The sequence below is a fragment of the Pedobacter arcticus A12 genome (assembly GCF_000302595.1).
GTDB classification, from domain to species: Bacteria; Bacteroidota; Bacteroidia; order Sphingobacteriales; family Sphingobacteriaceae; genus Pseudopedobacter; species Pseudopedobacter arcticus.
The window spans coordinates 339,401-365,948 of record NZ_JH947128.1 but is presented as its reverse complement, the minus strand read 5'-3'; the positions used below and the strand labels follow the sequence as shown (position 1 = coordinate 365,948).

Genomic DNA, 26,548 nt, shown 5'->3' with positions numbered 1-26,548 from the left:
CTGGATCGTCATGAAAAGTACTGTAATATTGCTATTTTCTTTTGTAACGATAGTCTCTGCAAAAAGCTATTCACAAAAAATTGATCTTAAGCTAAAGAATGCTAAGATTGAAACTGTTTTTGCCAAAATTGAAAAAATGAGTGGCTATAATTTTATCTACGAAAAGAATACTTTGAAGAAGATAGAGGCTATTGATGTTTCCTTGGAAAACAGAACGATAACAGAAGCGATGAGTGAAATTTTAAAAAATCAGTCTCTCGAATTCGTAATTCACAACAAATTTATTGTAATCTCACCAAAAGAAAATATGGTTAAAACACCATTTTTATCTTTAGATGACTACCAGTTCAAAAAAATTGTTGGTAATGTTAAGGATACTGCAGGGATAGCTATTCCCGGTGTATTGGTCTTAAACAAGCAGAGTAATAAGGTTGCCATAACCGATGCTAATGGTAGTTATGCTATAGACGCAAATGCAGATGATATACTCGTTTTCTCTTTAGTTGGTTACATAAAACAAGAGATGAAAATCAGTTTAGAAACCAGAATTAATGTTACACTAAGAGAAGAAAAAATTGACTTAGGTCAAGTGGTGGTTACTGCTTTAGGTATAAGGAAATCAGTCAGAGCATTAACCTATAGTGTCCAAGAAATAAAAGGAGAAGAATTAACTAGAAATAAAGACGCAAACTTTGTAAATGCACTTGCCGGTAAGGTTGCTGGGGTAACAATTAATCCTAGTTCGTCTGGTATTGGCGGTGCCAGTAGAGTAGTGATGCGTGGAGTAAAGTCCATTTCAGGGAATAATAACGTATTGTATGTGGTGGATGGTATTCCAATCCCAAATAATAATGGAGGTGCTGTAGGAGGCCCATTTGCAGGTGTGGTAAGTGGAGAAGGCATTTCCAGTATTAATCCAGAAGACATAGAAAGTATCTCGGCGCTTACAGGCCCCTCTGCCACTGCATTATATGGTAATCAAGGGGCTAATGGTGTAATCGTGGTGACGAAAAAGAAAGGAAGCATAGGGAAAATTAAAATCAACATAACCAATAGCACTGATTTCTTTTCTCCATTTGTGATGCCTCGTTTTCAGAATATCTACGGTCAGAATAATGATGCACAGATGACCAGCTGGGGAACAAAATTGGAAACACCTTCTACTTATAAACCGAAAGATTTCTTCCAAACGGGCTCCAATGTATTTAACTCTATAAGTATATCCGGAGGAACAGAAAAAAGTCAGACTTTCTTTTCTGCGGGCATAAACAATGCAAATGGAATTATCCGTGAAAACGAATACAACAGAAACAATTTCTATCTGAGGCATAACGCTAATTTAACGGATAAGTTTACTGTTGATTTTAGTGCGATGTATGCTAAAACGGATGACAAAAATATGATTGCTCAGGGACAATACCACAATCCCTTAATCCCGATTTATCTTTTCCCGCCAGGTGATGACATCCGGAAGTATGAGGTATATACTAGGTTTGACCCGAATCGTAAAATTTCCACACAATTCTGGCCATTCGGAAATCAGGGACTAGGTATTCAAAATCCTTACTGGATTACTGATGCGGAATCCAATACAAATAAAACAGATCGTTATATGCTAAGCGCTACAGTCAAATACGAGGTGTTCAACTGGCTAAATTTTGTTGCCCGGGTGCGTATGGACAACAATGATGTACAAAGCGAAGTAAAACGCCCTGCCGGAACAGATGGGATTTTTGCTTCAGAGTTTGGTTACTATACAAGCGGAAAGAGTTTGATGAGAAATACTTATGCTGATTTAATAGCTTCCATAGATAAAAACATAACTCCTGATCTGGGGTTTAATGCCAATATTGGAGGCAGTTATCAAGACGATAAGGCAGACGGACTTTTGGGTGGTGGAAAACTGGCAAGACTGGCTAACTTTTATTCTGTTCAAGAAAATACATCTAATGTACCATCGCAGTCTTATGCCCATACACAATTACAATCAACATTTGCTACTACAGAATTTGACTATAAAAGATGGCTGTTTCTAAATGCTACAGGGCGGTATGAGTGGCCGTCCCGGTTATCAATTGCTAACAAAAAGTCTTATTTCTATCCATCGGTTGGAATTTCTACTGTGATTAGTGATGCGTTAAACATACCGACAACGGTGGTTTCATTTGCTAAACTGAGAGTTTCTTACGCCGAAGTAGGAAATCCACCTAACTTGGGTTTTCCTACGTTTTCTCTAATAGATCCTAGTGCGAGCAGACCTGCTCCATTTCCGGATTTTGAACCTGAACGTACAAAATCTTATGAGGCAGGTTTAGAATTAAAGTTTTTAAAAGGCAAACTAAGCTTGAATGCCACAGTATATCAATCTAATACAGTCAATCAATTGCTTTCACAACCGTTAACGGGTAATATATATTCTGTATTCTATTATAACGCAGGAAATATTCAAAATCAGGGTATTGAAGCTATGTTAGGTTATAATGCCCGTTTAAAGGACTTTAACTGGGCAACATCTGCAATTTTCACACTTAACCGTAATAAAATAAAACGTCTTTCCGAAGGCTATAAAAATCCAATAACACAGGAAGTATTTGGACGCGACAGTACCAATATGGGAGGTGTAGGTGATTTGCAAAATTTATTGGCAGTGGGAGGGTCTACATCCGATTTGTATGTTTCTCAGGCTCTGCGGGAAGATAACCAAGGAAACCTTTGGGTTGATCCAGGTAATGGTAGCATAGAAAAAGTAACAATCCCAAGGCGTTTTATTGGCCACACTACACCTGATTATACCGTTGGATGGAGAAACAATTTTACCTATAAAAATTTTGACCTCTCATTTTTGGTTGATGCCCGTGTGGGAGGAGTTGGCGTTTCTTATACCCAGTCAATAATGGATGCTTTCGGTGTATCTCAAAAGTCGGCAGAAGATAGAGACAATGGCGGAGTTACCGTATATGGAAAAAAATACGCTGATGTAGAGAAACTTTACAATTTAATTGGCGCCGCTTCAGGTGCCACCGTAGGAATGAGCGGTTATTATGTATATAGCGCCACCAATGTAAGGTTGAGAGAAGCCTCATTCGGTTATACCCTTCCTTCGAAATTGTTAGGAGGTAAATTAGATCATGTAAAAGTTGCACTTACAGGGCGTAACCTATTCATGTTTTATAACAAATCTCCGTTCGATCCTGAGTCCACATCTTCTACAGGGACTTATAATCAAGGTGTTGACTATTTCCGACAGCCTAGTTACCGTAGCTTTGGCTTTAGCGTAAGTGCTCAGTTTTAGTGTATAATAAACTTAAAAGAACATGAAAAAGAAGCAAATATTTTTGTTATGGCTAGTCATCATTGTATCTGCCTGTACAAAAAAATATGAAGATTATAATACGAATCCATATCTGTCAACATTGGAGCAACAGGAAGCAGATAATTATGCTTCCGGTAAGAATTTCCCAGCAATGATCAATGCGGTCTTGCCTGCAGGAGATGCCTTGGGCAGAACAGATTTTGTAAATAGCTATCAAATAGGCTATAATTTAGCTGGGGATTCCTTTTCCGGATTTATGGGACAAGCGGGTGATTGGGGTGGCAATTCAAATAATCTTACCTATGCTTTTAACCTAAGTTGGGTTAACGAGCAGTTTACACTTACAGGTAAGCTAATGGCCGGATGGAAAAACGTAAGGGATTTGACTACATTATCAGGTGACTCTTTGCAGTTTTCGGTAGCACAAATCATTAAAGTTGCCGGAGTTATAAAGGCTACCGATAGCTATGGACCAATTCCGAGCAGTTCATTAGCTTCAGGATCTTTTACGCCATCTTATGAAAGTCAAGAAAGTATATATTATGCAGCTTTAGCCGATTTAATTAGAGCAAGAGACATCCTATTTAAATTTGGCGGAGGCGCTGGATCACCTTTAAAGTCTTATGATCTTATTTATGCCGGTGATTATTTGAAATGGGCCAGGTTTGCTAATTCTTTAATATTAAGACTCTCTATACGGATGGCCTATGTAGCTCCCGATAAAGCAAAACAATATGCAGAAGAAGCAATTGCAAACCAAGCAGGCATGATTGCTATTGGGTCTGATAATGCAACACAAGGCATTAAACCAGGTAATGGGGCATTTAACTATGCTAATCCATTACGTACACTAACGCAAGATTACAAAGAGGCTAGAATGAGCGCTTCTATGCAATCCATATTAACGGGTTATAATGATCCAAGAATAGCTGTTTGGTTTAAACCTGCCACGCTAGTTGGTCATACTTCAGAATATTTAGGTATCCGAAGTGGTATTAATGTAACAAGAGCTTCGTATCAACCATTTTCTGAATTGAATGTAACTGACCAGACACCGATGCCTTGGATGCAAGCTTCTGAAGTATGTTTTCTAAAGGCTGAAGGTGCATTACGAGGATGGAATGCGGGAGGGACTGCACAACAATGGTATGAAACAGGAATTACTACGGCATTCTCAGAAACGGGCGCTGCGATGCCGGTAGGTTATCTTACAGACAATCTTTCTAAGCCAAAAGATTATACTGATTTTGCTGCCGGGGGCAGTTCGAATAGTCGCAATGCAGCTTCTACAATTACCATTAAATGGGACGATGCTGCTTTATTTGAGGTCAAGTTAGAGCGAATAATCACACAGAAATGGTTGGCGCTATATCCAAATGGTCAGGAAGCCTGGAGCGAATTCAGAAGAACTGGATTTCCTAAGATTTTCCCAATCAGTTTAAATAAGGGGAATATAGACATTGTGAAGCAGGTACGTAGACTGCCATATCCTCTAGCTCAGTATCAGCAAAACGGAGAGCAGGTAGCAAAAGGAATAGCCTTATTAGGTGGAGCTGATAATGGCGGAACACGCCTGTGGTGGGATAAAAAGCCGTAAATATCAATGTATTTTAAAGACCATAATATCATGAATATGAAAAAGTATAATATTTATTATCAAATTTTGCCGGTTTTAATTCTGGTGCTATTTTTTGCCTGTAAAAAGAGTAAACTAGAAAATAAAGGAATCTTTATTACCAACGCTGCCGAATCTGTTGAGGGATTTGTTTCCGTTGATGATCAAGGTGGCTCAATTAGTCTAACATCAAGTTCTTATGCGCAAACTCAGGAAGACATTAGTATTTCTTACGTTTCTGATGCCAATAAGGTGGCAGAGTATAATAAAAAGCACAATACAAGTTACAAACCTCTCCCTGATAAATTTTATTCATTGTCGAACAATACGACCGTTATTCCAGCAGGGGCAAGTGTTTCAAATGCCATAAAAATAACCGTTTCGCCTTTGGATGCGACAATAAAAGATGGTGATTTGTATATGGTACCGGTTGAGATTAAAGAAGCATCATCTGATATTCCGGTAATTGCGGCGTCAAGGATTTTGTACATAATAATCAATCGGGTGCTCATCAATCCAGCATTAGATGCAGGACATACCGGAGTAGCGTTTGCTATACCTGATCCGATTAAAGATTTGACACAGTTTACAGTAGAAATGAGGGTGAGAGTAACTACAACCTTTGTAAATAATATGGCTTTATTTTCTGCTGGACCTGATCCGATTTATTCACGGTTTGGCGATGTGGTTATTAAACCGAACCAATTACAGATTAAATATGCAGGTATACAACCAGCTTCATCTACAGAGTTTTTATCCAACAAGTGGTATCATATTGCCTATGTTTTTGATGGTAATGCCAACAGTTTTAAAATCTATGTAGATGGAAAACTAGATGGTACCACGTCTGCCCCGGCGAATACTAAGTTTAATCTGTCAACAATGGGTTTTGGAGGAAAAGCGCAAGTACAGGAACTGAGATTCTGGACAAAGGCCCTCACTCAAAAAGAAATAAGTAGCGGTATCTGTGCGGTAAATCCCACTTCTGATGGCCTTTATGGCTATTGGAGATTCGACGAGGGAACAGGTAATACTGTTGCAGATGCCACTGGTCATGGACATACAGGGACTATAAGCGGGACTGTGAAATGGATTACAGGGATAAGATGCCCTAATTAATATTTAGTAAGTATAAACGTAACATAAAGCAATCTTTATAAAGATGAATAAGTTATTAATAAATGCCAGTATACTGGCGGTTAGTATATCCTTCTTTTCATGTTCGAAAGAGAATATGCCTGAAAATATACCCATGAAACAAGTTCTTCAAAGGTCTGATGATTATTATGCTAATTTAAGAGCGTATAAAAAAACAGATCATCAGATTTTTTACGGCTGGTTTGGAGGTACAGGTGGTGAGGGGAATGCAGAAGTTCCAGGCGTATTAGATCAGATTCCTGACAGTGTGGATATTGTTAGCCTTTGGGGAGGTATACCTCCAATGGGCTCTTATAATCATAATGTGATAAAAAACACCCAGAAATTAAAAGGTACTCGCTTTCTAAAGGTTTCTTTTCCTCAAGGAGTGAAAGATTTTGCAGGACCGGGTTTTGAAGATAAATATATGGGTAAAAGCGAAGCTGAATTAGATACAGGTATTGAGCTATTAGCCAAGTCTCTTTCTGATACTATTAACAAATTTAATCTTGATGGGTTTGATCTGGATTATGAAGGTGGTGAGATATTAGGGGCACAAGCCAACACAATTAAATTCATAAAGGCAGTATCAAAATATTTAGGACCGAAATCCGGAACGGGTAAACTCCTTGTGATGGATAGTTATGTAGAGGTTCTTCCAGCAGAAGTGGTTCCTTATTTGGATTATTATGTAGTGCAGGCCTATTCTCCTCAGGGAGGGACTGTGGCAAAGTTACAAAGTCGGTTCGGACAAGCACCCGGGATGCCCTTCTCTAAGTGTATCGCAGCAGAAAACTTTGAAGCTCTTTGGGCAACTGGTGGATTGCTAGCGGCGTATGCTGCATGGAATCCATCGGGAGGTCGTAAAGGAGGTGTAGCTGCTTATCACCCTGAATATGAATATCCGCTCAATCCTGATTATAAATATACTCGCCAGGCTATTCAAATTATGAATCCTGCTGTTCGTTAGTTCATTAATGTAAAATATTAAAATATGAAAACAAGACATAAATTCGGATATGTAATCATTTTCAGCACACTGATTTTTAGTGCCTGTAAAAAAGATGGAGATTTTAATTCGAAAGAGCTATCGGCTTTTATTAAATCTAGTGATGGAGACGTTCACGTAGCGAATATTAACTTTAAAAGAACTCCACTAGCAGCATCTGGTGATTCTATCGCTAAATTTCCCGCATATTTAACCAGAGAAATCAGTAGCGATGCGCTGTTAGATATTGCCGCTGATGAAAGCCTAGTTAGCGCTTTTAATACTGCACATGAAACAAATTATGAATTATTGCCTGCTGCTAATTATAAAATAGTGGGCAGTACACAGCTTATGATTCCAGCAGGTAGCCTGATATCAACAGATTCATTAAGGGTTCAGATCTTAGACAGGACAAAATTAAATAATGAAATAGGCTATATCCTTCCACTTTCAATTCGTAACATTTCGGGTAAGGACAAAGGTGTAAAGTCTAGTGAGAATTATAAAACTGTTTATATTATTGTAAAAGGAAGCTTTTCTAATATTAGTGAATTGCAAACAACACTTGCTGGAACATTTGTCGCAAGAACAAGTTGGGTGCTCACTGTAAGTAACACAACTACAGGCGGGGCAGCTTCTGGTCTATTGGACGGCAATAATGCCACGGCGTGGAGATCAAGTAGTTCATCCTCTGCTGAGAAGTGGATAAGCATAGATATGGGTGCTGCGCAACAAATTAAGGGTTTCGTATTTGTACCAAATTATGTTTCTCTGAGTGAGAATGCAACAGGAATAGATATTTCGACCAGTTTGGACAATGTAACTTGGACGGTACAGGGGTCTTGGGAAGGTAGCGGTCCCATCTCAACATCATCTGCTACAAATCCAGATTTAAAGAATATTAATTTCATTGCTCCGGTGCAGGCCAGATATTTTAGATTGGATATTACCTCTTTGGTAAGTGGGAAAAGAGCAGGTATGGCAGAGTTAAATGTAGTTAAATAAAAATACGTACTACATTAGTAGCTATTGGGCTTGTGTTAAATCTATAGCGTAGTTACTGTAGTATATTTAAATCAAGTTTAACCGTACCCTAATGCTAAAAGAACAGAAGTTGTTTAAAAAGCATTTAGAATTTGAACTATAAAAACAAAAACCCTGAATCCTCGAAGGAAACAGGGCTTTTGTTTTAATTTTAGTGATAATTAAATATACCTATTAATCAAGTTTTCCATAAACTCCTGCTTTCCGCTGATGGTTTTTGGTTCCCCATTTTCAGCAGCATAGTTTCTTAAGTCTTCCAAGCTTAATTTTCCAGCCTCAAATTCTGCACCTTTTCCAGTATCAAAAGAGGCATATCTGTCGCTTCTGATTTTCTTGTAATCAGACTTTTGAAGAATGTTATCAGCAGTAACCAATGCTCTTGCAAACAAATCCATTCCGCCAACGTGGGCGTAAAATAAATCTTTTTGGTCTGTAGAGTTTCTTCTGATTTTAGCATCGAAGTTAATTCCACCACCTTGGATTCCTTTACCATCTAAAATAATCAACATCGCTTCTGTTAATTCATTGATGTCATTAGGGAATTGGTCAGTATCCCAACCATTTTGGTAATCACCACGGTTAGCATCGATAGAGCCTAACATTCCGGCATCAACAGCAACCTGTAATTCATGTTGGAAAGTATGGCCAGCTAAAGTTGCGTGGTTAACCTCTAGGTTTAATTTGAAATCTTCCATCAAATCATATTTCTGCAAGAAGCCCAAAACGGTTGCTGCATCATAATCGTACTGGTGTTTAGATGGTTCACATGGTTTTGGCTCGATAAAGAAAGTTCCTTTGAAACCGTTTTTACGAGCATAGTCTTTGGAAGCATGTAAAAACTTAGCAAAATGCTCTTGCTCACGTTTCATATCCGTGTTTAACAAAGTCATATAACCTTCTCTACCACCCCAGAAAACATAATTTTCGCCACCTAATTCAATGGTTGCATCTATAGCTGCTTTAACTTGCGCCGCTCCATGTGCTAATACGTGGAAGTCTGGATTGGTAGAAGCGCCATTCATATAACGGCTGTGCGAAAACAGATTTGCAGTTCCCCACAATAATTTAATGCCTGTTTCAGCTTGCTTTTGTTTTGCATAATTAACCAAGGTTTGCAGACGACGTTCGTTTTCGGCGATATCGTTACCGTAATCAACCACATCCACATCATGGAAACAGTAAAAAGGCAAATTCATTTTTGTTAAAAATTCAAAAGCAGCATCCATTTTGTCTTTTGCTCTTTCAATCACATCGCTTTTTGCATCCCAAGGGAAAATATGCGTTGGTCCACCAAACGGATCAGCACCGTTTCCGTTGAAAGAGTGCCAATAAGCGCCCGCAAAACGTAGATGCTCTTTCATGGTTTTGCCTGCAATAACGCGATCAGCATCATACCATCTAAAAGCTAAAGGATTGTCGCTTTCTAATCCTTCAAACTTAATTTGTCCAATTCCTTTAAAAAATTCTGTAGCCATATTATTTGTTTTATATAGTTTTTATATTTAATTTTTATTCGTTATAATAAGTATATTTCTTCTGCTTTACGTCATTTCGAGGTACGAGAAACGTTAGTTCATCGAAGATAAATCTCACAAGCAGAGTCTGCATATAGTGTTTCATACCTGTTTGTGAGATGTTTCACTATCGTTCAACATGACGCGACCTCCCTAAATAAAGGCATTACCTAAAGGCTACCTTAAGCGAGCTTATCAGCCAGCAAATTCTCCCATTCCTGGTAAGCTTCTTCTAAATTGTTTGTCTGCGGTTCTATTAATTTTAGCGCTTTATTATTAGCAAAAGCATCATCTGCCGAAGCAAAAATGCCAGCACCAATTCCTGCGCCAATAGCAGCACCGTGGCTACCGTCGTTATCGTACAATTCTACCGGAACACCGGTTATGTTTACAAAACTTTGGGTAAAAACATCGCTCAAAAACAGGTTTGCTTTACCGGCTTTAATAACCGACGCCTGCATTCCGTTTTCTTCCAAAATATCAAATCCGTACCTAAATGAAAAAGCAATTCCTTCTTGCACTGCTCTAAAAACATGAGCTTGGCTGTGGATGTTTAAATCGATGTTCTGTAAAGAAGCGCCTACTATTTTGTTGTTCAACATCCTTTCTGCTCCATTTCCAAAAGGTAAAACCGATAAACCATCGCTTCCTTCGTTAATGGTCGACGATAAGTGATTCATAGTTTGGTAATCCAAATCTTCCCCACCAATATTCTTTATCCAACGGTTTAAGCTTCCTGTTCCGTTAATGCATAATAGAACGCCTAATCTGTTTTTTTGCTCAGTATGTGTAACATGAGCAAAAGTGTTTACACGAGATTGCTTATCAAAAAGCAATTGATCGGTAACGCCATATATTACACCCGACGTCCCTGCCGTTGCGGCAACTTCTCCCGGTTTTGTTACGTTTAATGATAACGCATTATTAGGCTGATCACCAGCTTTATAACTAACAGATACATTTTCTTTTAAGCCTAGTTTCTCCGCGATTTGTTTACCTAATAAACCGTGGGTAGAGAATACATCTTTAATCTCAGGTATAAAATCTTTAGAAATTCCGTAATAATCCATCAGCTCTGTCGCCAAACTATTAGCTTCAAAATCCCAAAAAACACCTTCAGAAAGTGCAGAAACAGAAGTTGTAGCTTGGCCAGTTAGCTTCAAAGCGATGAAGTCGCCAGGCAACATTACCTTATCAATTTTAGCATATATTTCTGGTTCGTTCTGTTTTACCCAAGCCAGTTTGGATGCTGTAAAATTTCCTGGCGAGTTTAAATAATGTGATAAACAGAATTCTTCGCCTAAATCTTTAAAAGCTTTGTTTCCGATTTCGACGGCTCGGCTATCGCACCAGATAATACTGTTTCTTAAACTGTTACTGGCTTTATCAACCAAAACTAAACCATGCATCTGGTAAGCAATACCAATTGCGGTAATGTCTTTAGAATTATATTTTCCGCTGGCATTGCATTTTAAAATGGCCTCCTGTACATTGTTCCACCACATGTTAGGCGATTGTTCTGCCCATCCGTTTTTTACAGCAATAATTTCTGTTTCCTTATCGGGATAACTTGCATTTGCAACATTTTTGCCGGTTTGGGCATCCACTACAGAAACTTTGATGGATGATGTACCAACATCAATACCTAATAGGAGCATTTTTTTCTGGTTTACGGTTTATTCTTGGTTATTGAAACTCAAAAATAAGTAAAGTATTTAGAAAAGCAATCGATTGCATAAAAATCTTTTTATAATATTGCATCAGGTTATGGAAAATCAAAAACGTACCACAATATATGATATCGCTAGGAAGTTAGATCTTAATGCTTCCTCGGTTTCTAGGGCTTTAAGTGGTAAGAGTAACGTTAGTGAAACTACCAAAGCGCTGATTTTAAAAACAGCGAAGGAGTTGAATTACCGTCCGAATAGCATGGCCTCAAACCTTAGAAGGGGCGAGAATCGGACTATTGGCGTCGTTGTGCCACGTATCAATCAAAACTATTTCTCAAATATTATTGCGGGTATAGAGGAGGTGACCTATCAAAAAGGTTATAATCTAATCATTTGCCAATCTAACGAATCTTACGAACGCGAGGTTAAATGTGTAGATACCTTAATTAACCAACATGTAAGTTGTATTTTTTTATCGATAAGTGCCGATTTCGAGAATAACGAACATTTAAAATCGGTAGCAGAACATGGGATAAACCTGGTGCAATTTGACAGGGTCGACGATAGTTTGGATACCTACAAAGTACTTTGCGGAAATGAAGAAGCGGCGTTTGAAGCTGTTTCGCACCTAATTGAACAAGGTTATAAAAGAATTGCGCTGTTAGAAGGACCTCAGAATTTAAATATTTTTAAGCAAAGAAAGGCGGGTTATTTGGCGGCTTTAAGTAAACATGGTTTTCCAATTATTGAGAATCTGATAATAGAGAATGCCTGGACCAGAGAATTGGGTGCAAATGCAACCAAAGATCTTTTGAGTTTGCCCGAACCGCCAGATGCCATCTTTGCTTCCACATCTGATTTTGCGGCTTTAGGTGTTTTGGATGTTGCACAAAGCAAAGGGATAAAAGTACCACAAGAATTAGGTATATGTGGTTTTTCTAACGAGGAGTTTACTCAGATTACGCAACCATCATTAACTACAATAGATCAATTTAGTAAAGAAATAGGTAAAAATGTAGCCAATCTTTACTTCCAGAAAATGAAAAAAGGCTTAGCTACCGAAGTTGGCAAAATAGTCAATATCAAACCTCAACTGATCATTAGAAACTCCACACTTAAAAATAGCGTTTAAATAAAAATTTAAAGCACAAGGCATAATGCTAAAAGCCTGAAAAAAGGCTATTATATTCGGCTTATGTGTAATTAATTATCGGACTTTGTGTAAATAGAAAGTTGCAACAGCTTAGGAATCTTGGCTTTGTGCTTTCATCCTTAAACTTTGAGCCTTTAAAAGCAAATCATTTCTTAACTTCGGGCTATGCAAAAGAAACTTTCAATTGTATTAGTTGCTATTACAGTTTTCATACTTAATGCTTGTTCTATGGGAGAAAGCGCCGACAGTATCATCAAAAAATCAATCGCTTTTTATGGTATGGATAAGTTGAATGGTAAAACCGTCGATTTTGATTTCAGAGAAAAGCACTTTACTATCAAATTAAATAAAGGTGAGTATTTCTACGAAAGTAGTTTTAAAGATAGTTTAGGATTGGTTAAAGACCAGTTGAGCAACCATGGTTTTGTAAGAGAGCAAAATGGCTTAGTAGTTCCGCTTTCTCAAAAAGACTCTATAAAATATGCCGAATCTTTAAACTCGGTGGTTTATTTTGCCTTGTTACCGTTAAAACTTAAGGATAAAGCAGTAAACGCTAAGTTTTTACGAACCGTACCCATTAAAGGGGACGATTACCACCAAGTTGAGGTAGGTTTTGATGATAAAAATGGTGGAAGCCATCACGATGATATTTTTTACTTTTGGTTTGATGCCAAAGACAGTAGCATGGATTACTTCGCATATAGCAAAGGAGGAAACCGTTTTAGAGCCATAAACGGGTTGATCAATTCTAACGGGATATATTTACAGAACTATACAAACCTGGAGAATAAAGGTGATCTAAAGAAAGATTTAAAGGATTATTACACTTTATTTGAGCAGGATAAATTGACTACTTTATCTCAAATTACCTTCAAAAATTTGAGTATTAAATAGGTTCAAAAGGAATATAAAGGTTAAAGCTCGACAGAAAAATGTCGGGCTTTTTTTTTGGTTTTTTTAAAAAATTAGAAAAAATTGGCTTTGGTTTTAATCCTTATGGCCGATGATTAGTCATATAGCCATAAAACCAATAATCATGAAAACCTTACTTCGATTTTTTTATTTGCCATTTTTGCTATTGACGGGTGTTTTATTGTTATCCTCATTTTTTGGTAATAAAACGAGTAACCTAGCTAATGCCTATAAAAAAGCTGGTTTAACAGATCGGCAAGCTGCCTTACATTTATTGAACAGATTTACATTTGGTCCTAAACCAAATGATATAGAAGAACTGTTGAAAATTGGGACAGATAAATGGTTTTCGCAACAGTTGTTGGCGAAATTTAGTGATGCCGATTTAAATAGTCGTCTAGCAAATTACGATGCCATTAATTTGAGTAATGAGGAGGTAAATAAAATATTTCCAAAAAACCCACAGGTACTTAGAATGGCGATAAAAGATGGCTTTATCGATAAGGATTCAGTTCAAACTGGAGATAAGAAAGAATATAGAAATAAACTCAATGCGTATATGGATAGCAAGGGTTTTCGTCCAACTCAAGAGTTAACTCGCCAATTTATCAATCAAAAAATATTAAGAGCAGCTTACTCAGAAAACCAGTTACAAGAAGTTTTAACCGATTTCTGGTTCAACCACTTTAACGTTTCTTTAAGTAAAAATGATTGCGCCATGTATATCCCAGCTTACGAGCGTGATGTTATTCGGCCAAACGTATTTGGCAAGTTTAGCAATTTATTAATTGCAACAGCAAAATCTCCGGCAATGCTTTTTTACTTGGATAACTTTAGTAGCGTGGCAAGTAATGAGAATGAAATGGCTGCAATGCAGAAGGATGCGCAAAATCCCAAGGTAAAAGCCGCACTAGCGAAAGCTCAACAGAATAAAAATAAAAGAGGGCTAAATGAAAACTATGCCAGAGAGGTGATGGAGCTACATACTTTAGGCGTAGACGGCGGATACACCCAAAGCGACGTTACACAAGCGGCTAGGGTATTAACCGGATGGACAATTTACCCAATGGGAACTTACGGCGGTGGTGCAGCCATGTTGAAGCAGTTAGATAAGCTTGATGCAAGTACCTTAGAAAAACGCGGTTATGTACATGATGGAGACTTTCTATTTGTTCCCAATAGACATGATAAAGGTGATAAGGTAGTTTTAGGGAAGAAATTCGCTGATGGCGGTTACCAAGAAGGAGTTGACCTTTTAAACATGTTAGCGCACCACCCGTCAACAGCTAAATTTATTTGTACAAAATTAGCAGTACGTTTTGTGAATGATAATCCAGCACAAAGCATCATTGATAAAATGACAAAAACGTTTTTAGCAAAAGACGGAGACATTAGTGCGGTGTTAACTACTATGGTTAATGCGCCAGAGTTTTGGGCAAAAAATTCTTTAGACGAAAAAACAAAATCTCCATTTGAGTTAGCAATCAGTGCGGTTAGGGCTTTAGATGCCAATATAACACAGCCATATCCATTATATACTTGGATAAATAAAATGGGTCAAAAAGTATATTACTACCAGGCGCCTACCGGTTTCCCGGATAAGGGGCAATACTGGATTAACACCGGTGCGCTCTTGAACCGCATGAATTTTGGTTTGGCACTAGCTGGGCAAAAAATTAGTGGTGTAAAAATAAACCTGGCAAAATTGAACAACAATCACGAACCAGAAAGTACCGATGCCGCACTAAGAACTTACGGCAAAATTATTTTACCCGAACGGGATTTAGCACATACAATAGACAGGTTAACGCCTTTTTTGAACGATCCGAACTTGGTGCAAAAAGTGAATCAGGCGGCAAGTAAAAACAAACCTACAAGCGCTATGGAGCAAACAGATGATGAGATGATGAGCGGGGATAGTATGGTAAAAACAAAGCCAAGTGCGCCATTAAATAAACCAACCTTTGCAAATAATGAAATGTTAGCGCAAGTAGTAGGGGTTATTATTGGAGCTCCAGAATTTCAAAAAAGATAATAATTTTAAAAAGAAATTGATCATGACATCTAGAAGAGGATTTTTAAAAGCAGGCGGTTTAGCCGTATTTGGAATTGGATTAGGTGGTTTGCCCACTTTTGTAACCCAAGCCGCTGCACAAATAAAACAACCGGGTTTATTTAAAAGACGAAAAACTTTGGTCTGTATTTTTCAACGTGGTGCAATGGACGGATTAATGGCCGTTACACCATTTACTGATGAGTATCTGAAAGCCGCCCGTCCTACACTTTTTATGTCGGCTGCTAAAAGCGATACCAAAAAATCTTTGATTGACCTCGACGGAAAGTTTGGACTTCATCCATCCATGAGTGCTTTTCAATCGGTTTTTAAAGATGGTCGTTTAGGAATTGTGCATGGTATCGGGTCACCTAACAACACGCGGTCGCATTTTGATGCTCAAGATTATATGGAATCTGGTACTCCGTTTAAAAAAGGTACAGCAAGCGGTTGGTTAAATAGGGCAGTGGGGCTTTTAGGTCATGATACGGCAACGCCTTTTCAAGGCGTGAGTCTTACTTCTTCGTTGCCACGCTCATTCTACGGCGATAATCCTTCGGTTGCCATCAGTAATCTGCAGGATTTCAACATCCAAATGCGGGGAAACCCAAGCGGAGCCAATATGGCCGCAAAAAGTTTCGAAGATTTATACGATCAAACTACGCAGGGTTTGTTAAAAGATACCGGGAAAGATAGTTTTGAAGCAATGAACATGCTTAAAAAGATGGATACCAAAAATTATAAACCTGCAAACAATGCACAGTATCCAAATACTGCTTTAGGAAATTCGTTAAAACAAATTGCCCAGTTAATTAAAATGGATGTAGGCTTGGAAGTTGCTTTTGCCGAATCTGGTGGCTGGGATACCCATTTTAATCAAGGAACAGACACTGGGATTTTTGCCAGAAACGTAAACGACTTGAGCGAAAGTATGGTGGCTTTTTGGAACGATATGGGAACGCTGCAAGATGATGTGACCGTGATGACCATGACAGAATTTGGTAGAACCGTGAAACAGAATGGTACCGGTGGAACAGACCACGGAAGAGCATCGTGTAATTTTATTTTAGGGAATGATGTTTTTGGAGGCAAGGTTCACGGAAAAATGAATGAGCTAGCGATAGAAAACTTAGAAGATGGTCGGGATTTGGCAGTTACTACAGATTTCCGTAGCGTGTTTAGTGAAGTTGCCGATAAGCACTTAGGGATTAATAAAGACAATATTTTGTTTCCGGACTGGGATGGAGGACATATTGGAATGATGCGGGGATAAAGAATCTTGTGCAGTCAGTAAATTCCGAATTAGCATTTGATTATTTAGAAAAGCCTTTCTTTAAAAATCTATCTTTAAATTTGAGCATGCAAATTAAAGATTTAACAAATTATCTCGAATCCATTGCGCCTTCTAATTATCAAGAAAGCTATGATAATTCGGGCTTAATTGTTGGCGATTATAACCAAACAATCAACAAAGCGTTGGTAAGTTTGGACTGTACCGAGGCAATCGTTGACGAAGCCATTGCTACAGGTTGTGATATCATTATATCGCATCATCCAATTGTTTTTAAAGGCTTAAAGCGATTTAACGGAAGCAATTATGTAGAACGTGTGGTCATGAAGGCTATTGCTAATAATATTGCACTTTATGCTATCCATACCAATTTAGATAGTGTTTCTACAGGTGTAAATGCTAAAATCTGTGAAAAAATAGGCTTAACCAATTGCAAAACTTTAGCACCTAAAAGTGGTATTCTTAAAAAGCTCTGCTTTTTTGTTCCTTTAACAGCTACAGAGGTGGTCAAAAATGCAATTTTTAATGCTGGTGCCGGGCAAATTGGGAATTATAGCAATTGTAGCTTTTCGGTAAAAGGCGAAGGAACCTTTAAGGCTAATGAAAAGGCAAACCCATTTGTAGGGCAAAAAAATGAAATCCATACAGAAGCAGAACAAAGGGTAGAGGTTGTTTATCCCGCCCAAGCGGAATCTCAAATTATCAAAGCCTTGTTAAACGCTCATCCTTACGAGGAAGTTGCTTATGATATTTATAGTTTAGATAACCAGCATCAAGATGTTGGAGCCGGGATGGTGGGCGAATTAACCGAAGAAATGGATGCCTTAGATTTTTTGAGACATTTAAAACAATCAATGGAGCTAAGCGTAATTAGACATACAGAAATATTACCTAAAAAAATAAAGCGAGTAGCAGTATGTGGCGGATCTGGTAGTTTTTTGCTAAAGAATGCGATTAGAGCAAATGCCGACGTATTTGTGACTGCAGATTTTAAATATCACGAGTTTTTTGATGCCGAAGATAAACTGATAATTGCAGACATTGGACATTTTGAAAGTGAGCAATTTACACAACAATTACTCTTGGATATTATTACGGAAAAATTTCCTAACTTTGCAATCCGTTTAACTGGAAATAATACAAACCCAATAAAATATTTGTCTTAATGGAACAAACCGTAGAACAAAAGCTTGAAGCTTTATACGAGCTACAGACCATCCACACCAAAGTTGATAAAATCCGTCAGACCCGTGGAGAACTTCCAATGGAAGTAGCAGATTTAGAAGATGACGTTGCCGGATTGGAAACTCGTATCCAAAAGATAAAGTCTGAATTAGATGATTTAGAAGATGCTATCGTTAATCGTAAAAATATGATTAAGGATTCTCAGGCATTGGTTAAAAAATACGAAACACAGCAAAACAACGTAAAGAACAATCGCGAGTTTGATGCTATTTCAAAAGAAATTGAGATCCAAGGTTTAGATGTTCAGGTATCTGAAAAGAAAATCAAAGAAACTCAGTTTGAAATAAACAGCAAAACCGAAGTTTACGAAGCGGCGTTAGTTGCTTTAGAGGAGAGAAAAAAGGATCTTGAAGGCAAAAAAACAGAATTAGATAACATTACTTCAGAAACTCAAAAAGAAGAAGAAGTTTTGGTTAAAGAAGCTGATAAAGCATCTGAAAAAATCGACGACCGTTTGAAAATTGCTTACAACCGTTTAAGAAGTAACTTTAAAAACGGCTTGGCAGTGGTAACCATCGAACGTGATTCATGTTCTGGTTGTTTTAACCAAATTCCACCTCAGCGCCAGTCTGATATCCGCCAACGTAAAAAAATTATTGTTTGCGAGCATTGCGGTAGAATTTTAGTTGATGAAACTATGGCAGAAGAAATAAAAGGAACAGCCGTTTAACATTGGTATTTTTATTGTTCATAAGAAAAACATCTTGATAACCTCAAGGTGTTTTTTCGTTTTACACTCATTTTTTATAGGTAATGATTAAAAAAGCACTCTTTTCACTACTTTTTATTTTAGCAAACACTTTAGTAACTAAAGCGAACTTTGATTTTAATAGTAATTGCATAAATGCTTACAATGCTATTTTTGATTTACGGATTAAAGATGCTGAGGTACTGTTACAGCGAGAAAAATCTCAAAATCCGCAGAACGCAATTCCTATTTTATTAGATAATTATATTGATTTTTTTACTTTATTATCTTCTGAAAGTAAATCAGACTATGAACGTATAAAATCTCGTAGAGATGCTCGATTATCATTCTTAAGCAAACAGGATAAAAACTCACCCTATTATCTTTTTGCGCAGGCAGAGGTATACCTGCAATGGGGATTGTTAAAAAGCCGTTTTCAGGATTATTTATCCTCTGGTTTTGATGTTAAAAAAGCCAACAGCTTATTAAATGAGAATGAGAAAAAGTACCCTAGCTTTTTACCGAATAAAAAAAGCGCAGGTTTAATTGATGTTGTTCTGGGATCAATCCCTACCAATATTAAAGGTATAGCGAGCACATTTGGTTTCAGTGGTAATGTAAATAACGGAATTAAAACGCTGGAAGCTTTAATGGTAGCCTTGCCTAAAACTAGTTATCAGTTTTATTCAGATGAGGTGGTTTTTTTTCTGTGCTACATAGAAACCGATTTAATCCCAAATAAAACAAGCTACAATAAAATAATAAGTTATACCAACACCATGAATAGCCAAAGCTTGCTGAAAACCTATTTGCAAGGTTATGTAGCTAGCAGAACTGCGCATAACGATAGTGCAATTGGTTATTTGCTGAGAAGGCCAAAAGGTGCGGCCTATATGGATTTTCCTAAGCTGAATTATTTATTGGGTACAGCTAAGTTAAACCGGATGGATTCTGACGCCAATGTTTATCTAATTAATTATTTGAAAGAATATAAAGGGATCAACTATGTAAAGGATGGCTATTTAAAGTTGGCTTATTACTATTATTTACGTGGCGATATGGGGCATTACAATGCTTTTTTAAAGATGGTGAAATCCCAAGGTGATTTGTATGACGAAAAAGATAAACAAGCGCTAAAGGAAGCTAATGATGCGATACCCGATATTAATTTGCTGAAAGCAAGACTACAGTTTGACGGCGGTTATTATACTCAAGCCTTACAAACTTTGGCTGGTAAAGATGCGGGAGATTTTAAATTGCAAAGAGATAAAATAGAGGTAGATTATCGTTTAGGGAGGATTTATGATGAACTTTCAAAAGATAATGAGGCAATTAGCCATTATCAAAAAGCCATTAACTCCGGCAAACAGACCAGCTATTATTATGCAGCAAATGCGGCGTTAAGCATTGGCAATATTTATGAAAATAAACGTGATAAAGTTAAGGCGGCTAGCTATTATAAACAGGCTATAGCCATGAAACATCACGAGTACGAAAATAGCATTGAAACCAAAGCGAAAGACGGTTTAAAAAGATTGGGGTATTGATTTTTTGGAATTGAGTTCTGGGAGATTATTTACCACAAAAAAAACGCTAATCTTATTATTGATTAGCGTTTTCTGTTTTACCATAAATTAACCTCAGTCAAGTTGTTCCAGCTCTTTTTTCACCAGTTTACTTACTAAATTAACCTCCTTATGTAACGATGCATATAATTCGTTTAATTGTTCCTGGTCAATCTCTTTGAGTTGCTCAATCTCTCGGGCAAGATTTGCCAAAACCTCTAAGCCGGTACTAGAAGCTGTACCAAATAATTTATGTCCCAAAGCAGTAACAAGGTTTAAACTTGGTGAACTTATCAATTGCTTAAAGGCGATATCGGTCTTTTTGATCTCGTCGATGGTTAAGTTTAATACAAGTTTAATGGTATCGATGTCATTGCCCATAAAATTTTTGATTTTTCCCATATTGAAATGGGTCTCACTATGGGTCAAATCAGGCTCTTCAATTTCTTCTGACGAATTTTTGATGAGCCATTTTGAAAAAAGTATCGCTAGGTTTTCTTCTACAAAAGGTTTGGTGACAAAGTCATTCATGCCAATTTCTAAACAGCGTTCTTTTTCTCCTTTAACATTTCCTGCTGTTAAGGCAACTATTATTGTGGATCGGTTATGCTCTTTATCAATCAGTCTAATTTTCTCAGTAGCTTCATAACCATTCATTACAGGCATCTGTAAATCCATAAGTATGAGGTCTGGCAGGTTAGATTTGTATTGCTCAATGGCTTCTACTCCGTTGTTGGCTTCTAAAATATGAGCATTTGGTAATATTCTTGCAATTACTGTTCTAGCTAGTAATTTATTTACCAAATTATCTTCAACAACTAATATTTTATAAGAATCTGTAACAACTGGTTTTTCTAAAACTATATCTATTGTCGTTGGTTCTTTTAAGTTTAATTTGGCTAACTTATTAAACAGATCTTGCATTTTAATAGGTTTAACCATTCTTAGGTTAACGCCATATTCTTCACAAATCTGAATAATTTTTTCATCGTCAGAGGAGCTGTGCAAGAGCATGATAGGTTGATAATCTGAATCTTGAACAAAGCTTTTTCTGATTTTTGCAATAGTTTCGAGCCCGTCCATATAAGGCATATGGTAATCCATTAAAATCACATCATATCTTTTGCCTTCGCTTAGCAATTGCAGTGCTTCTAAACCATTTTTTGCCTCTGTAACTTTAATATTTTTGATCAAAAGCATTTGCCTTAAAATCAATCGGTTGTTTTCGTTATCATCAACAACTAAAGCCGTTTTTATAAAGCTAATATCTTCAGAAGGCTGTACTTCCCCATGTTGGGCTTTTAATCTTATTTTAAAATAAAAGGTGCTTCCAAAACCAACCTTGCTCTTTAATTCTAATTTACTATCCATTAAATCTAACAACCTGTTAGAAATGGTAAGTCCTAAACCTGTTCCGCCATATTTTTTGGTGGTTGATGAATCTTCTTGAGAAAAAGCATCAAAAATTTTGATTTGTTTGTCTGGCTGAATGCCGATTCCGGTGTCTCTAACTTCAAAACAGAAATCAACATATTCTTTGTTTAAATCGCTTTCTGTATATATCTTAAGTTCTATCTCTCCGTTATCCGTAAATTTAATAGCGTTACCCAAAAGATTGATAAGAACTTGTTTTAGACGTATACTGTCGATATAAACATAACGTGGTAAGTTCGGTTCGATGTTTAGTAGTACTTCTAAACCTTTGTTTTGCGCCTGAAAAGTAATGATATCTGATGCCTCGCTGGTAAGTTCAAATAGATCAGATTTTTCGATATCGAGCTCTAGTTTTCCGGCTTCAATTTTAGAGAAATCTAAAATATCGTTAATTACCCCTAATAATGCGTTTGCAGATTGATTTACAATTGTTAAATATTGTTGTTGAGTTTGGTTTAAAACGGTTTTTAATACCAGGTCTGTAAATCCAATTATCCCGTTTAACGGTGTGCGTATCTCGTGGCTCATACTTGCCAAGAATTCAGATTTGGCTACGCTGGCTTCTTCTGCCTGTATTTTGGCTGTGTTTAATGCAATCCTGTGGAGGTAGTTTTCTGTGATATCTTGGAAAGTTCCTGAAACACGAATACATTTTCCGTCTTTAAACTCAGGTGTGCCAATAACTCTAACCCATAGGTTATTATGTTTGGCAGTGGCTAACTGTATTTCAAGGTCGTAAGAAGTGCCATGTTCCACGGCTTTTCCAAAAGCTTCTCTAATAACTGATTCATAGTCGCCAAAGAAAGAGACAGCATCCTCAAAATTGGGTTCGTAATTTTCACTAACCTCATGTAATACTTTTGTAATGCTTGACCAGTAGATTTTCTGTGTTCTTAAATCTATTTCCCAAGCACCAATTTTTGCAATGCCATTCGTTTGCTCCAGCATCTCTTTGGTGCGTGTTAGGTCAGCCTCAAGTTTGTAGCGCTCTGTAATGTCTACGGCATTTCCTATCACATATTTGTCGCCATTTGGTGCAGTTTCCAGCACATTATTGAAAAGCCAGGTTAGCGTGTCTCCATTTTTATGTTGTGTGTACATCAGACCTTTGGCCTCTCCAAACTTTTCTATTGCAGCTAAGTAAGCTTTCATTGGCTCGTACCGGCTTTTAGGGATAAGCTGAAATAGCGTACTTCCAACGATTTCTTCTTTACTGTACCCCAAGCTTTTCGCCCCTGCACCATTTACGGTTAAAAGACGACCGTCTAAATCATGGGTACACATAAATGCGGTAGAGTTTTCGAAAAATGCTCTTAACTTTTGTTCCGAAACATGTAAAGCTATTTCTTTTGCTTTGGCATCTGTTACGTCTCTGGCAATGGCAAAGAACATTTTTGTAGATGGCTCCGGAGTTGCAGCCCACTCTAGCATCCGATATAAGCCCTCTTTATTTTTAAATCGGTGAGAGAAACTTACGGTGGGAACTCCTGTAATTAACTTATTGATTTTCTCCTTTGTTTCAGTTATATCATCTGGGTGTACAAAGTCAAAAAAAGATTTATCTTTTAAGTAGGTTTGATTCCAACCCAATAAATGTTTAAAAGCTGGATTAGCATTTACAAACTGCCCATTGGGTTCCAAAATACAGATTAGGTCTCTAGATATTTTAAAAAGCCGATCGAAATTGTCAACTTCTTGTGTTTTTCTTTGCAATACAATGAGCTCAATAATTGATCGTGTTAAAAGCTTAAGCGCCTCTCTTTGATAGGGCTTAAGTTTTCTGGGTTTAGTGTCAATTACGCAAAGTGTTCCTAGTGCATATCCTTGAGGGTCGATCAGTGGGTAGCCCGCATAAAATTTGATATGTGGTGAAGAAGTGACTAAAGGGTTTTCTTTAAAACGATCGTCTTCTGTAGCGTCTTCTACCTCAAAAATCTCATTATTTAATATGGTGTACCTACAAAATGCAATGTTTTTAGGTGTCTCGCTTGCATCTATACCCACTTTAGATTTAAACCACTGCCTGTTCTCGTCAAGTAATGAAATTAACGAAATAGGAACTTCACAAATGATGGAAGCCAATTTTGTGAACCTATCAAACGATTCTTTTGGTAAGGTATCTAAAATCTGATAGTTTTTTAATGCGTCTACTCGTTCATTTTCGTTGTGATTGATCATGCGTGTGGATAATTTTAATCTAAATACGGGTAAATTTTATTTAAATTATTTAGGCAATAATAAAATTACAAACGTATCGTCTTAGTTGAAAATTTTAATCGGATTAGTTGGGTTTGTAACCCTGCTGTAAGTAGGTTAGCTGTTGATAAGGTAGCTTTTTATGAGTTTTTTTACCAGCGAAGCTTCAGTCTTAAGTTTAGATAAAAGCAACTGCAAGGTTTCTGAATCAAAGTATTTTATCTGTTCTATTTTTTTTGCGGTAGCGCACAGTTTTTCTAGCCCTACAGAGGCAGTAGTGCCGATAAGCTTATGAGCCGTGTTTTTAATTTCTTGTAAACTCCCGTTAAATATGTGATCTTCAAATTTTTGTACAGACAACTTAAGCTCATCAAGCACCATTAAAAGAATTTCTTTGATACTTTCCTTGTCGTTACCAAGGTATTTGTACATTCTGTCAAAATTGAAGTGGCTATCTGGGCGTTGCATACTATCTTCAAGTTCAACCATAATTTTAATACTTTGTTATGTAATTTATACGAGTAGATATTAATAAGGTTTGATTTTTTTTGCTTTTGTCAGTCTATTATAAGCATTACGTAAAAAAAAAGAGACGTTCCTGTTTATAGCTTCTTTTAATATTATTTTTTTCTATTTTTATTTAGAATTTAATAACCTATTTGGTTTATCGTCGTAGAAAGCCTAAGTAGCCTTGTGCTAAGGTTGCTAAGAGGTTTGATGGTATTCAAAATATCGGGTTACAAATCTTTTCTAAGTTTTATTGTGTAATACCCGCCCTCAGAACGTGAGGTCGGGTATTTTTTTAATAGCCATATTTTGGCTTTTGGTCTAAAAATAAAGTAGGTTAAGCCCAATTTGTTGTTAGTTCATTCGTGAAGTTGTTCCTTAGTAAAGTTTAACTCCGTAAAATTGAAAACATTCAGTCCTAAAAATTTAAATATTTCTTTGCTTGCGTTGCATTTTGCCTTTTGGTGTATGTTGCTTTTGCCTGCCTTTCTGTTTAAATTTAACTCACCAACTGGTACCGTTTCCGATAGTTTTGTGTATCGGATGTTAATCAACAACTTTCTGCTCATTGTTATATTCTATCTCAATGCATACTACCTTTTTCCGGTAATATTTAAAAAGCAGAACTGGGTATTTTACCTTTTGATGCTTTTATTAACTTTATTGGTAGCTTATTTAGTTTCTCGATACATTGCAACCGACGTTTTTCCATCTAAAAAGCGGTGGAAAAAGTCGATTATTCCAGAGCTATTTAGCTATGTTTTTATCGTTGGAATAAGCTGTAGCTATTGCATTATTGTTGATTATATAAAGGGTAAGAAATTAACAAAAGAAAGAGAGACCGAGAATTTAAAAACGGAGCTTAGCTTTTTGCGGTCGCAGGTGAGCCCTCACTTTATGTTTAATGTGCTTAATAATTTAGTTTCCTTAGCTCGTAAAAAAAGCGACAAAATGGAGCCTGCCTTATTGCAATTATCTACCTTGTTAAGGTATATGTTATATGAGGGACATGAAAATAAAATTGTTATAGCACAAGAAATTGGTTATTTACAAGGATATATAGACTTGCAAAAACTTAGATTTGGTGATGATGTAGATGTGTCGTTTACTGTTGTTGGCGATGCTAGCCACTTTATTCTTGAGCCTATGATTTTGATCCCTTTTGTGGAGAATGCTTTTAAACACGGGATGGGTACTTTGGAAAAACCAAGGATAGATATCAGATTGACAGCCTCAGATGAACTTCTTGTTTTTGAAGTAGATAACGACATTGCACCAAACACCGATACTAAAGATAGCAGTTCGGGAATTGGGCTTATCAATACAAAAAGAAGATTGGAGTTGCTTTATCAAAAAAATCATCAACTTACCATAACAAAAAGCAAGGGGAAGTATAAGGTACAATTGAAAATTGGAAAATATGATTAATTGTTTAGTAGTTGATGATGAGCATTTAGCCAGAGAGTTAATAGAAGACAATATTAAATCTCTTTCTTTTTTAAACTTGGTGGCCTGTTGTAAAAATGCGGTACAAGCTTTAGAGCTAATAAAAACACAACAGATTGACCTTGTTTTTCTTGATATCCAAATGCCTGGGATAAGCGGTTTGCAAATGTTGAAGAGCCTTACCGGAACCCCGCCAATGATTATTTTGGTGACAGCCTATGAGAAATATGCTTTAGAAGGTTTTGAGCTTGATGTTGTAGATTATCTGTTGAAACCGGTTTCTTTAGACCGCTTTTTAAAATCTGCAAACAAAGCCCATGATTTATTTATGTTGCGGAATACTACAACAAATAGCACCACAGTAAACCGAGAATATTTATTCGTAAACGCAGATTATGCTAACGTAAAAATTAAGTTAGATCAGGTTGAATACATTGAGGGACTAAAAGATTATATTAAAATTTATTTGATAGGTAATGATAAGCCTGTAATTACCCGTTTAACTATGCGATATTTGGAAGAGAAATTACCTAATAAGGATTTTCTGCGTGTTCATAAATCGTACATAGTTTCTTTAAACCACATGACCGCTTTTAAAAGAAACCACATTATTCTACCTCGCAAAGAAATCACGGTAACAGACTTTTACCGAGATGCAGTTTTGCAACATATCAGTGACAAAAATCTCTAAACCTCCTTAAAAACCCCGTTTCATCTATTTTTTATAAGCGTAGGTAGCAAATACTTTTAAAAGTGGAAAGTGCTTGCTATCATTGC

Annotated in this window: 18 protein-coding genes; 14 read left to right on the top strand and 4 right to left on the bottom strand. The window is 36.9% G+C overall.

Annotation, left to right across the window (positions count from 1 at the left end; genetic code table 11):
* Window positions 1-10 precede the first annotated feature (10 nt).
* The 5 genes from B176_RS0117415 (at window position 11) to B176_RS0117395 (ending at window position 8,058) form a co-directional block, all read left to right on the top strand.
* Window positions 11-3,292 carry a SusC/RagA family TonB-linked outer membrane protein gene (locus tag B176_RS0117415; protein WP_026063422.1) on the top strand — a complete coding sequence of 1,094 codons (3,282 nt, stop codon included), beginning with the start codon at window positions 11-13 and terminating at the stop codon, window positions 3,290-3,292.
* Window positions 3,293-3,314: 22 nt separating this feature from the next.
* On the top strand, window positions 3,315-4,910 hold the full coding sequence (locus B176_RS0117410; protein WP_017260117.1) for a SusD/RagB family nutrient-binding outer membrane lipoprotein: 1,596 nt from the start codon (window positions 3,315-3,317) through the stop codon (window positions 4,908-4,910).
* Window positions 4,911-4,916: 6 nt separating this feature from the next.
* Complete coding sequence (locus B176_RS20485; protein WP_083852752.1) at window positions 4,917-6,047, top strand: DUF1735 and LamG domain-containing protein; 1,131 nt, start codon at window positions 4,917-4,919, stop codon at window positions 6,045-6,047.
* A 133-nt stretch (window positions 6,048-6,180) separates the two neighbouring features.
* Window positions 6,181-7,035 carry a glycoside hydrolase family 18 gene (locus B176_RS0117400; RefSeq protein WP_161603041.1) on the top strand — a complete coding sequence of 285 codons (855 nt, stop codon included), beginning with the start codon at window positions 6,181-6,183 and terminating at the stop codon, window positions 7,033-7,035.
* A gap of 24 nt (window positions 7,036-7,059) precedes the next feature.
* Window positions 7,060-8,058 carry a discoidin domain-containing protein gene (locus tag B176_RS0117395; protein WP_017260114.1) on the top strand — a complete coding sequence of 333 codons (999 nt, stop codon included), beginning with the start codon at window positions 7,060-7,062 and terminating at the stop codon, window positions 8,056-8,058.
* A gap of 200 nt (window positions 8,059-8,258) precedes the next feature.
* Here B176_RS0117395 and xylA read toward each other — a convergent pair whose 3' ends face one another.
* Together xylA and B176_RS0117385 are read right to left on the bottom strand one after the other, a co-directional pair.
* Window positions 8,259-9,572 (bottom strand): xylose isomerase, encoded by a 1,314-nt coding sequence (xylA, locus tag B176_RS0117390; RefSeq protein ID WP_017260113.1) that lies wholly within the window; start codon window positions 9,570-9,572, stop codon window positions 8,259-8,261.
* A 221-nt stretch (window positions 9,573-9,793) separates the two neighbouring features.
* The gene (locus tag B176_RS0117385) at window positions 9,794-11,269 is read right to left on the bottom strand and encodes a xylulokinase (protein WP_017260112.1); all 1,476 of its coding nucleotides are present in this window, start codon (window positions 11,267-11,269) and stop codon (window positions 9,794-9,796) included.
* 109 nt (window positions 11,270-11,378) lie between these two features.
* Between B176_RS0117385 and B176_RS0117380 the strand changes: the two genes are divergently transcribed.
* The 7 genes from B176_RS0117380 to B176_RS0117350 all read left to right on the top strand — a co-directional run bounded on the left by B176_RS0117380 (window position 11,379) and on the right by B176_RS0117350 (window position 20,170).
* On the top strand, window positions 11,379-12,413 hold the full coding sequence (locus tag B176_RS0117380; RefSeq protein ID WP_017260111.1) for a LacI family DNA-binding transcriptional regulator: 1,035 nt from the start codon (window positions 11,379-11,381) through the stop codon (window positions 12,411-12,413).
* Window positions 12,414-12,599: 186 nt separating this feature from the next.
* Window positions 12,600-13,328 (top strand): DUF6503 family protein, encoded by a 729-nt coding sequence (locus tag B176_RS19930; RefSeq protein ID WP_017260110.1) that lies wholly within the window; start codon window positions 12,600-12,602, stop codon window positions 13,326-13,328.
* Between the two features lie 142 nt (window positions 13,329-13,470).
* Window positions 13,471-15,381, top strand: coding sequence for a DUF1800 domain-containing protein (locus tag B176_RS0117370; RefSeq protein WP_051130037.1), 1,911 nt, complete (start codon window positions 13,471-13,473; stop codon window positions 15,379-15,381).
* 22 nt (window positions 15,382-15,403) lie between these two features.
* A complete protein-coding gene (locus B176_RS0117365) occupies window positions 15,404-16,672 on the top strand; it encodes a DUF1501 domain-containing protein (RefSeq protein ID WP_026063421.1) in 1,269 nt (422 codons plus the stop codon).
* 86 nt (window positions 16,673-16,758) lie between these two features.
* Window positions 16,759-17,856 carry a Nif3-like dinuclear metal center hexameric protein gene (locus B176_RS0117360; protein WP_017260107.1) on the top strand — a complete coding sequence of 366 codons (1,098 nt, stop codon included), beginning with the start codon at window positions 16,759-16,761 and terminating at the stop codon, window positions 17,854-17,856.
* The gene (locus B176_RS0117355) at window positions 17,856-18,605 is read left to right on the top strand and encodes a zinc ribbon domain-containing protein (RefSeq protein WP_017260106.1); all 750 of its coding nucleotides are present in this window, start codon (window positions 17,856-17,858) and stop codon (window positions 18,603-18,605) included. Before B176_RS0117360 ends, B176_RS0117355 begins: the two co-directional genes overlap by 1 nt.
* Before the next feature lie 83 nt (window positions 18,606-18,688).
* A complete protein-coding gene (locus B176_RS0117350) occupies window positions 18,689-20,170 on the top strand; it encodes a tetratricopeptide repeat protein (RefSeq protein WP_017260105.1) in 1,482 nt (493 codons plus the stop codon).
* 93 nt (window positions 20,171-20,263) lie between these two features.
* Here B176_RS0117350 and B176_RS0117345 read toward each other — a convergent pair whose 3' ends face one another.
* Window positions 20,264-23,800, bottom strand: a complete 3,537-nt coding sequence (locus B176_RS0117345; RefSeq protein WP_017260104.1) for a PAS domain S-box protein — start codon at window positions 23,798-23,800, stop codon at window positions 20,264-20,266.
* A 135-nt stretch (window positions 23,801-23,935) separates the two neighbouring features.
* Window positions 23,936-24,307, bottom strand: coding sequence for an Hpt domain-containing protein (locus tag B176_RS0117340; protein WP_017260103.1), 372 nt, complete (start codon window positions 24,305-24,307; stop codon window positions 23,936-23,938).
* Window positions 24,308-24,727: 420 nt separating this feature from the next.
* Here B176_RS0117340 and B176_RS19920 point away from each other — a divergent pair, with 420 nt between their 5' ends.
* The gene (locus B176_RS19920) at window positions 24,728-25,753 is read left to right on the top strand and encodes a sensor histidine kinase (protein ID WP_154648032.1); all 1,026 of its coding nucleotides are present in this window, start codon (window positions 24,728-24,730) and stop codon (window positions 25,751-25,753) included.
* Window positions 25,746-26,462: a LytR/AlgR family response regulator transcription factor gene (locus B176_RS0117330; RefSeq protein WP_017260100.1), complete on the top strand. Its 717-nt coding sequence runs from the start codon at window positions 25,746-25,748 to the stop codon at window positions 26,460-26,462. The genes B176_RS19920 and B176_RS0117330 overlap by 8 nt, the downstream gene beginning before the upstream one ends.
* Window positions 26,463-26,548: the final 86 nt, after the last annotated feature.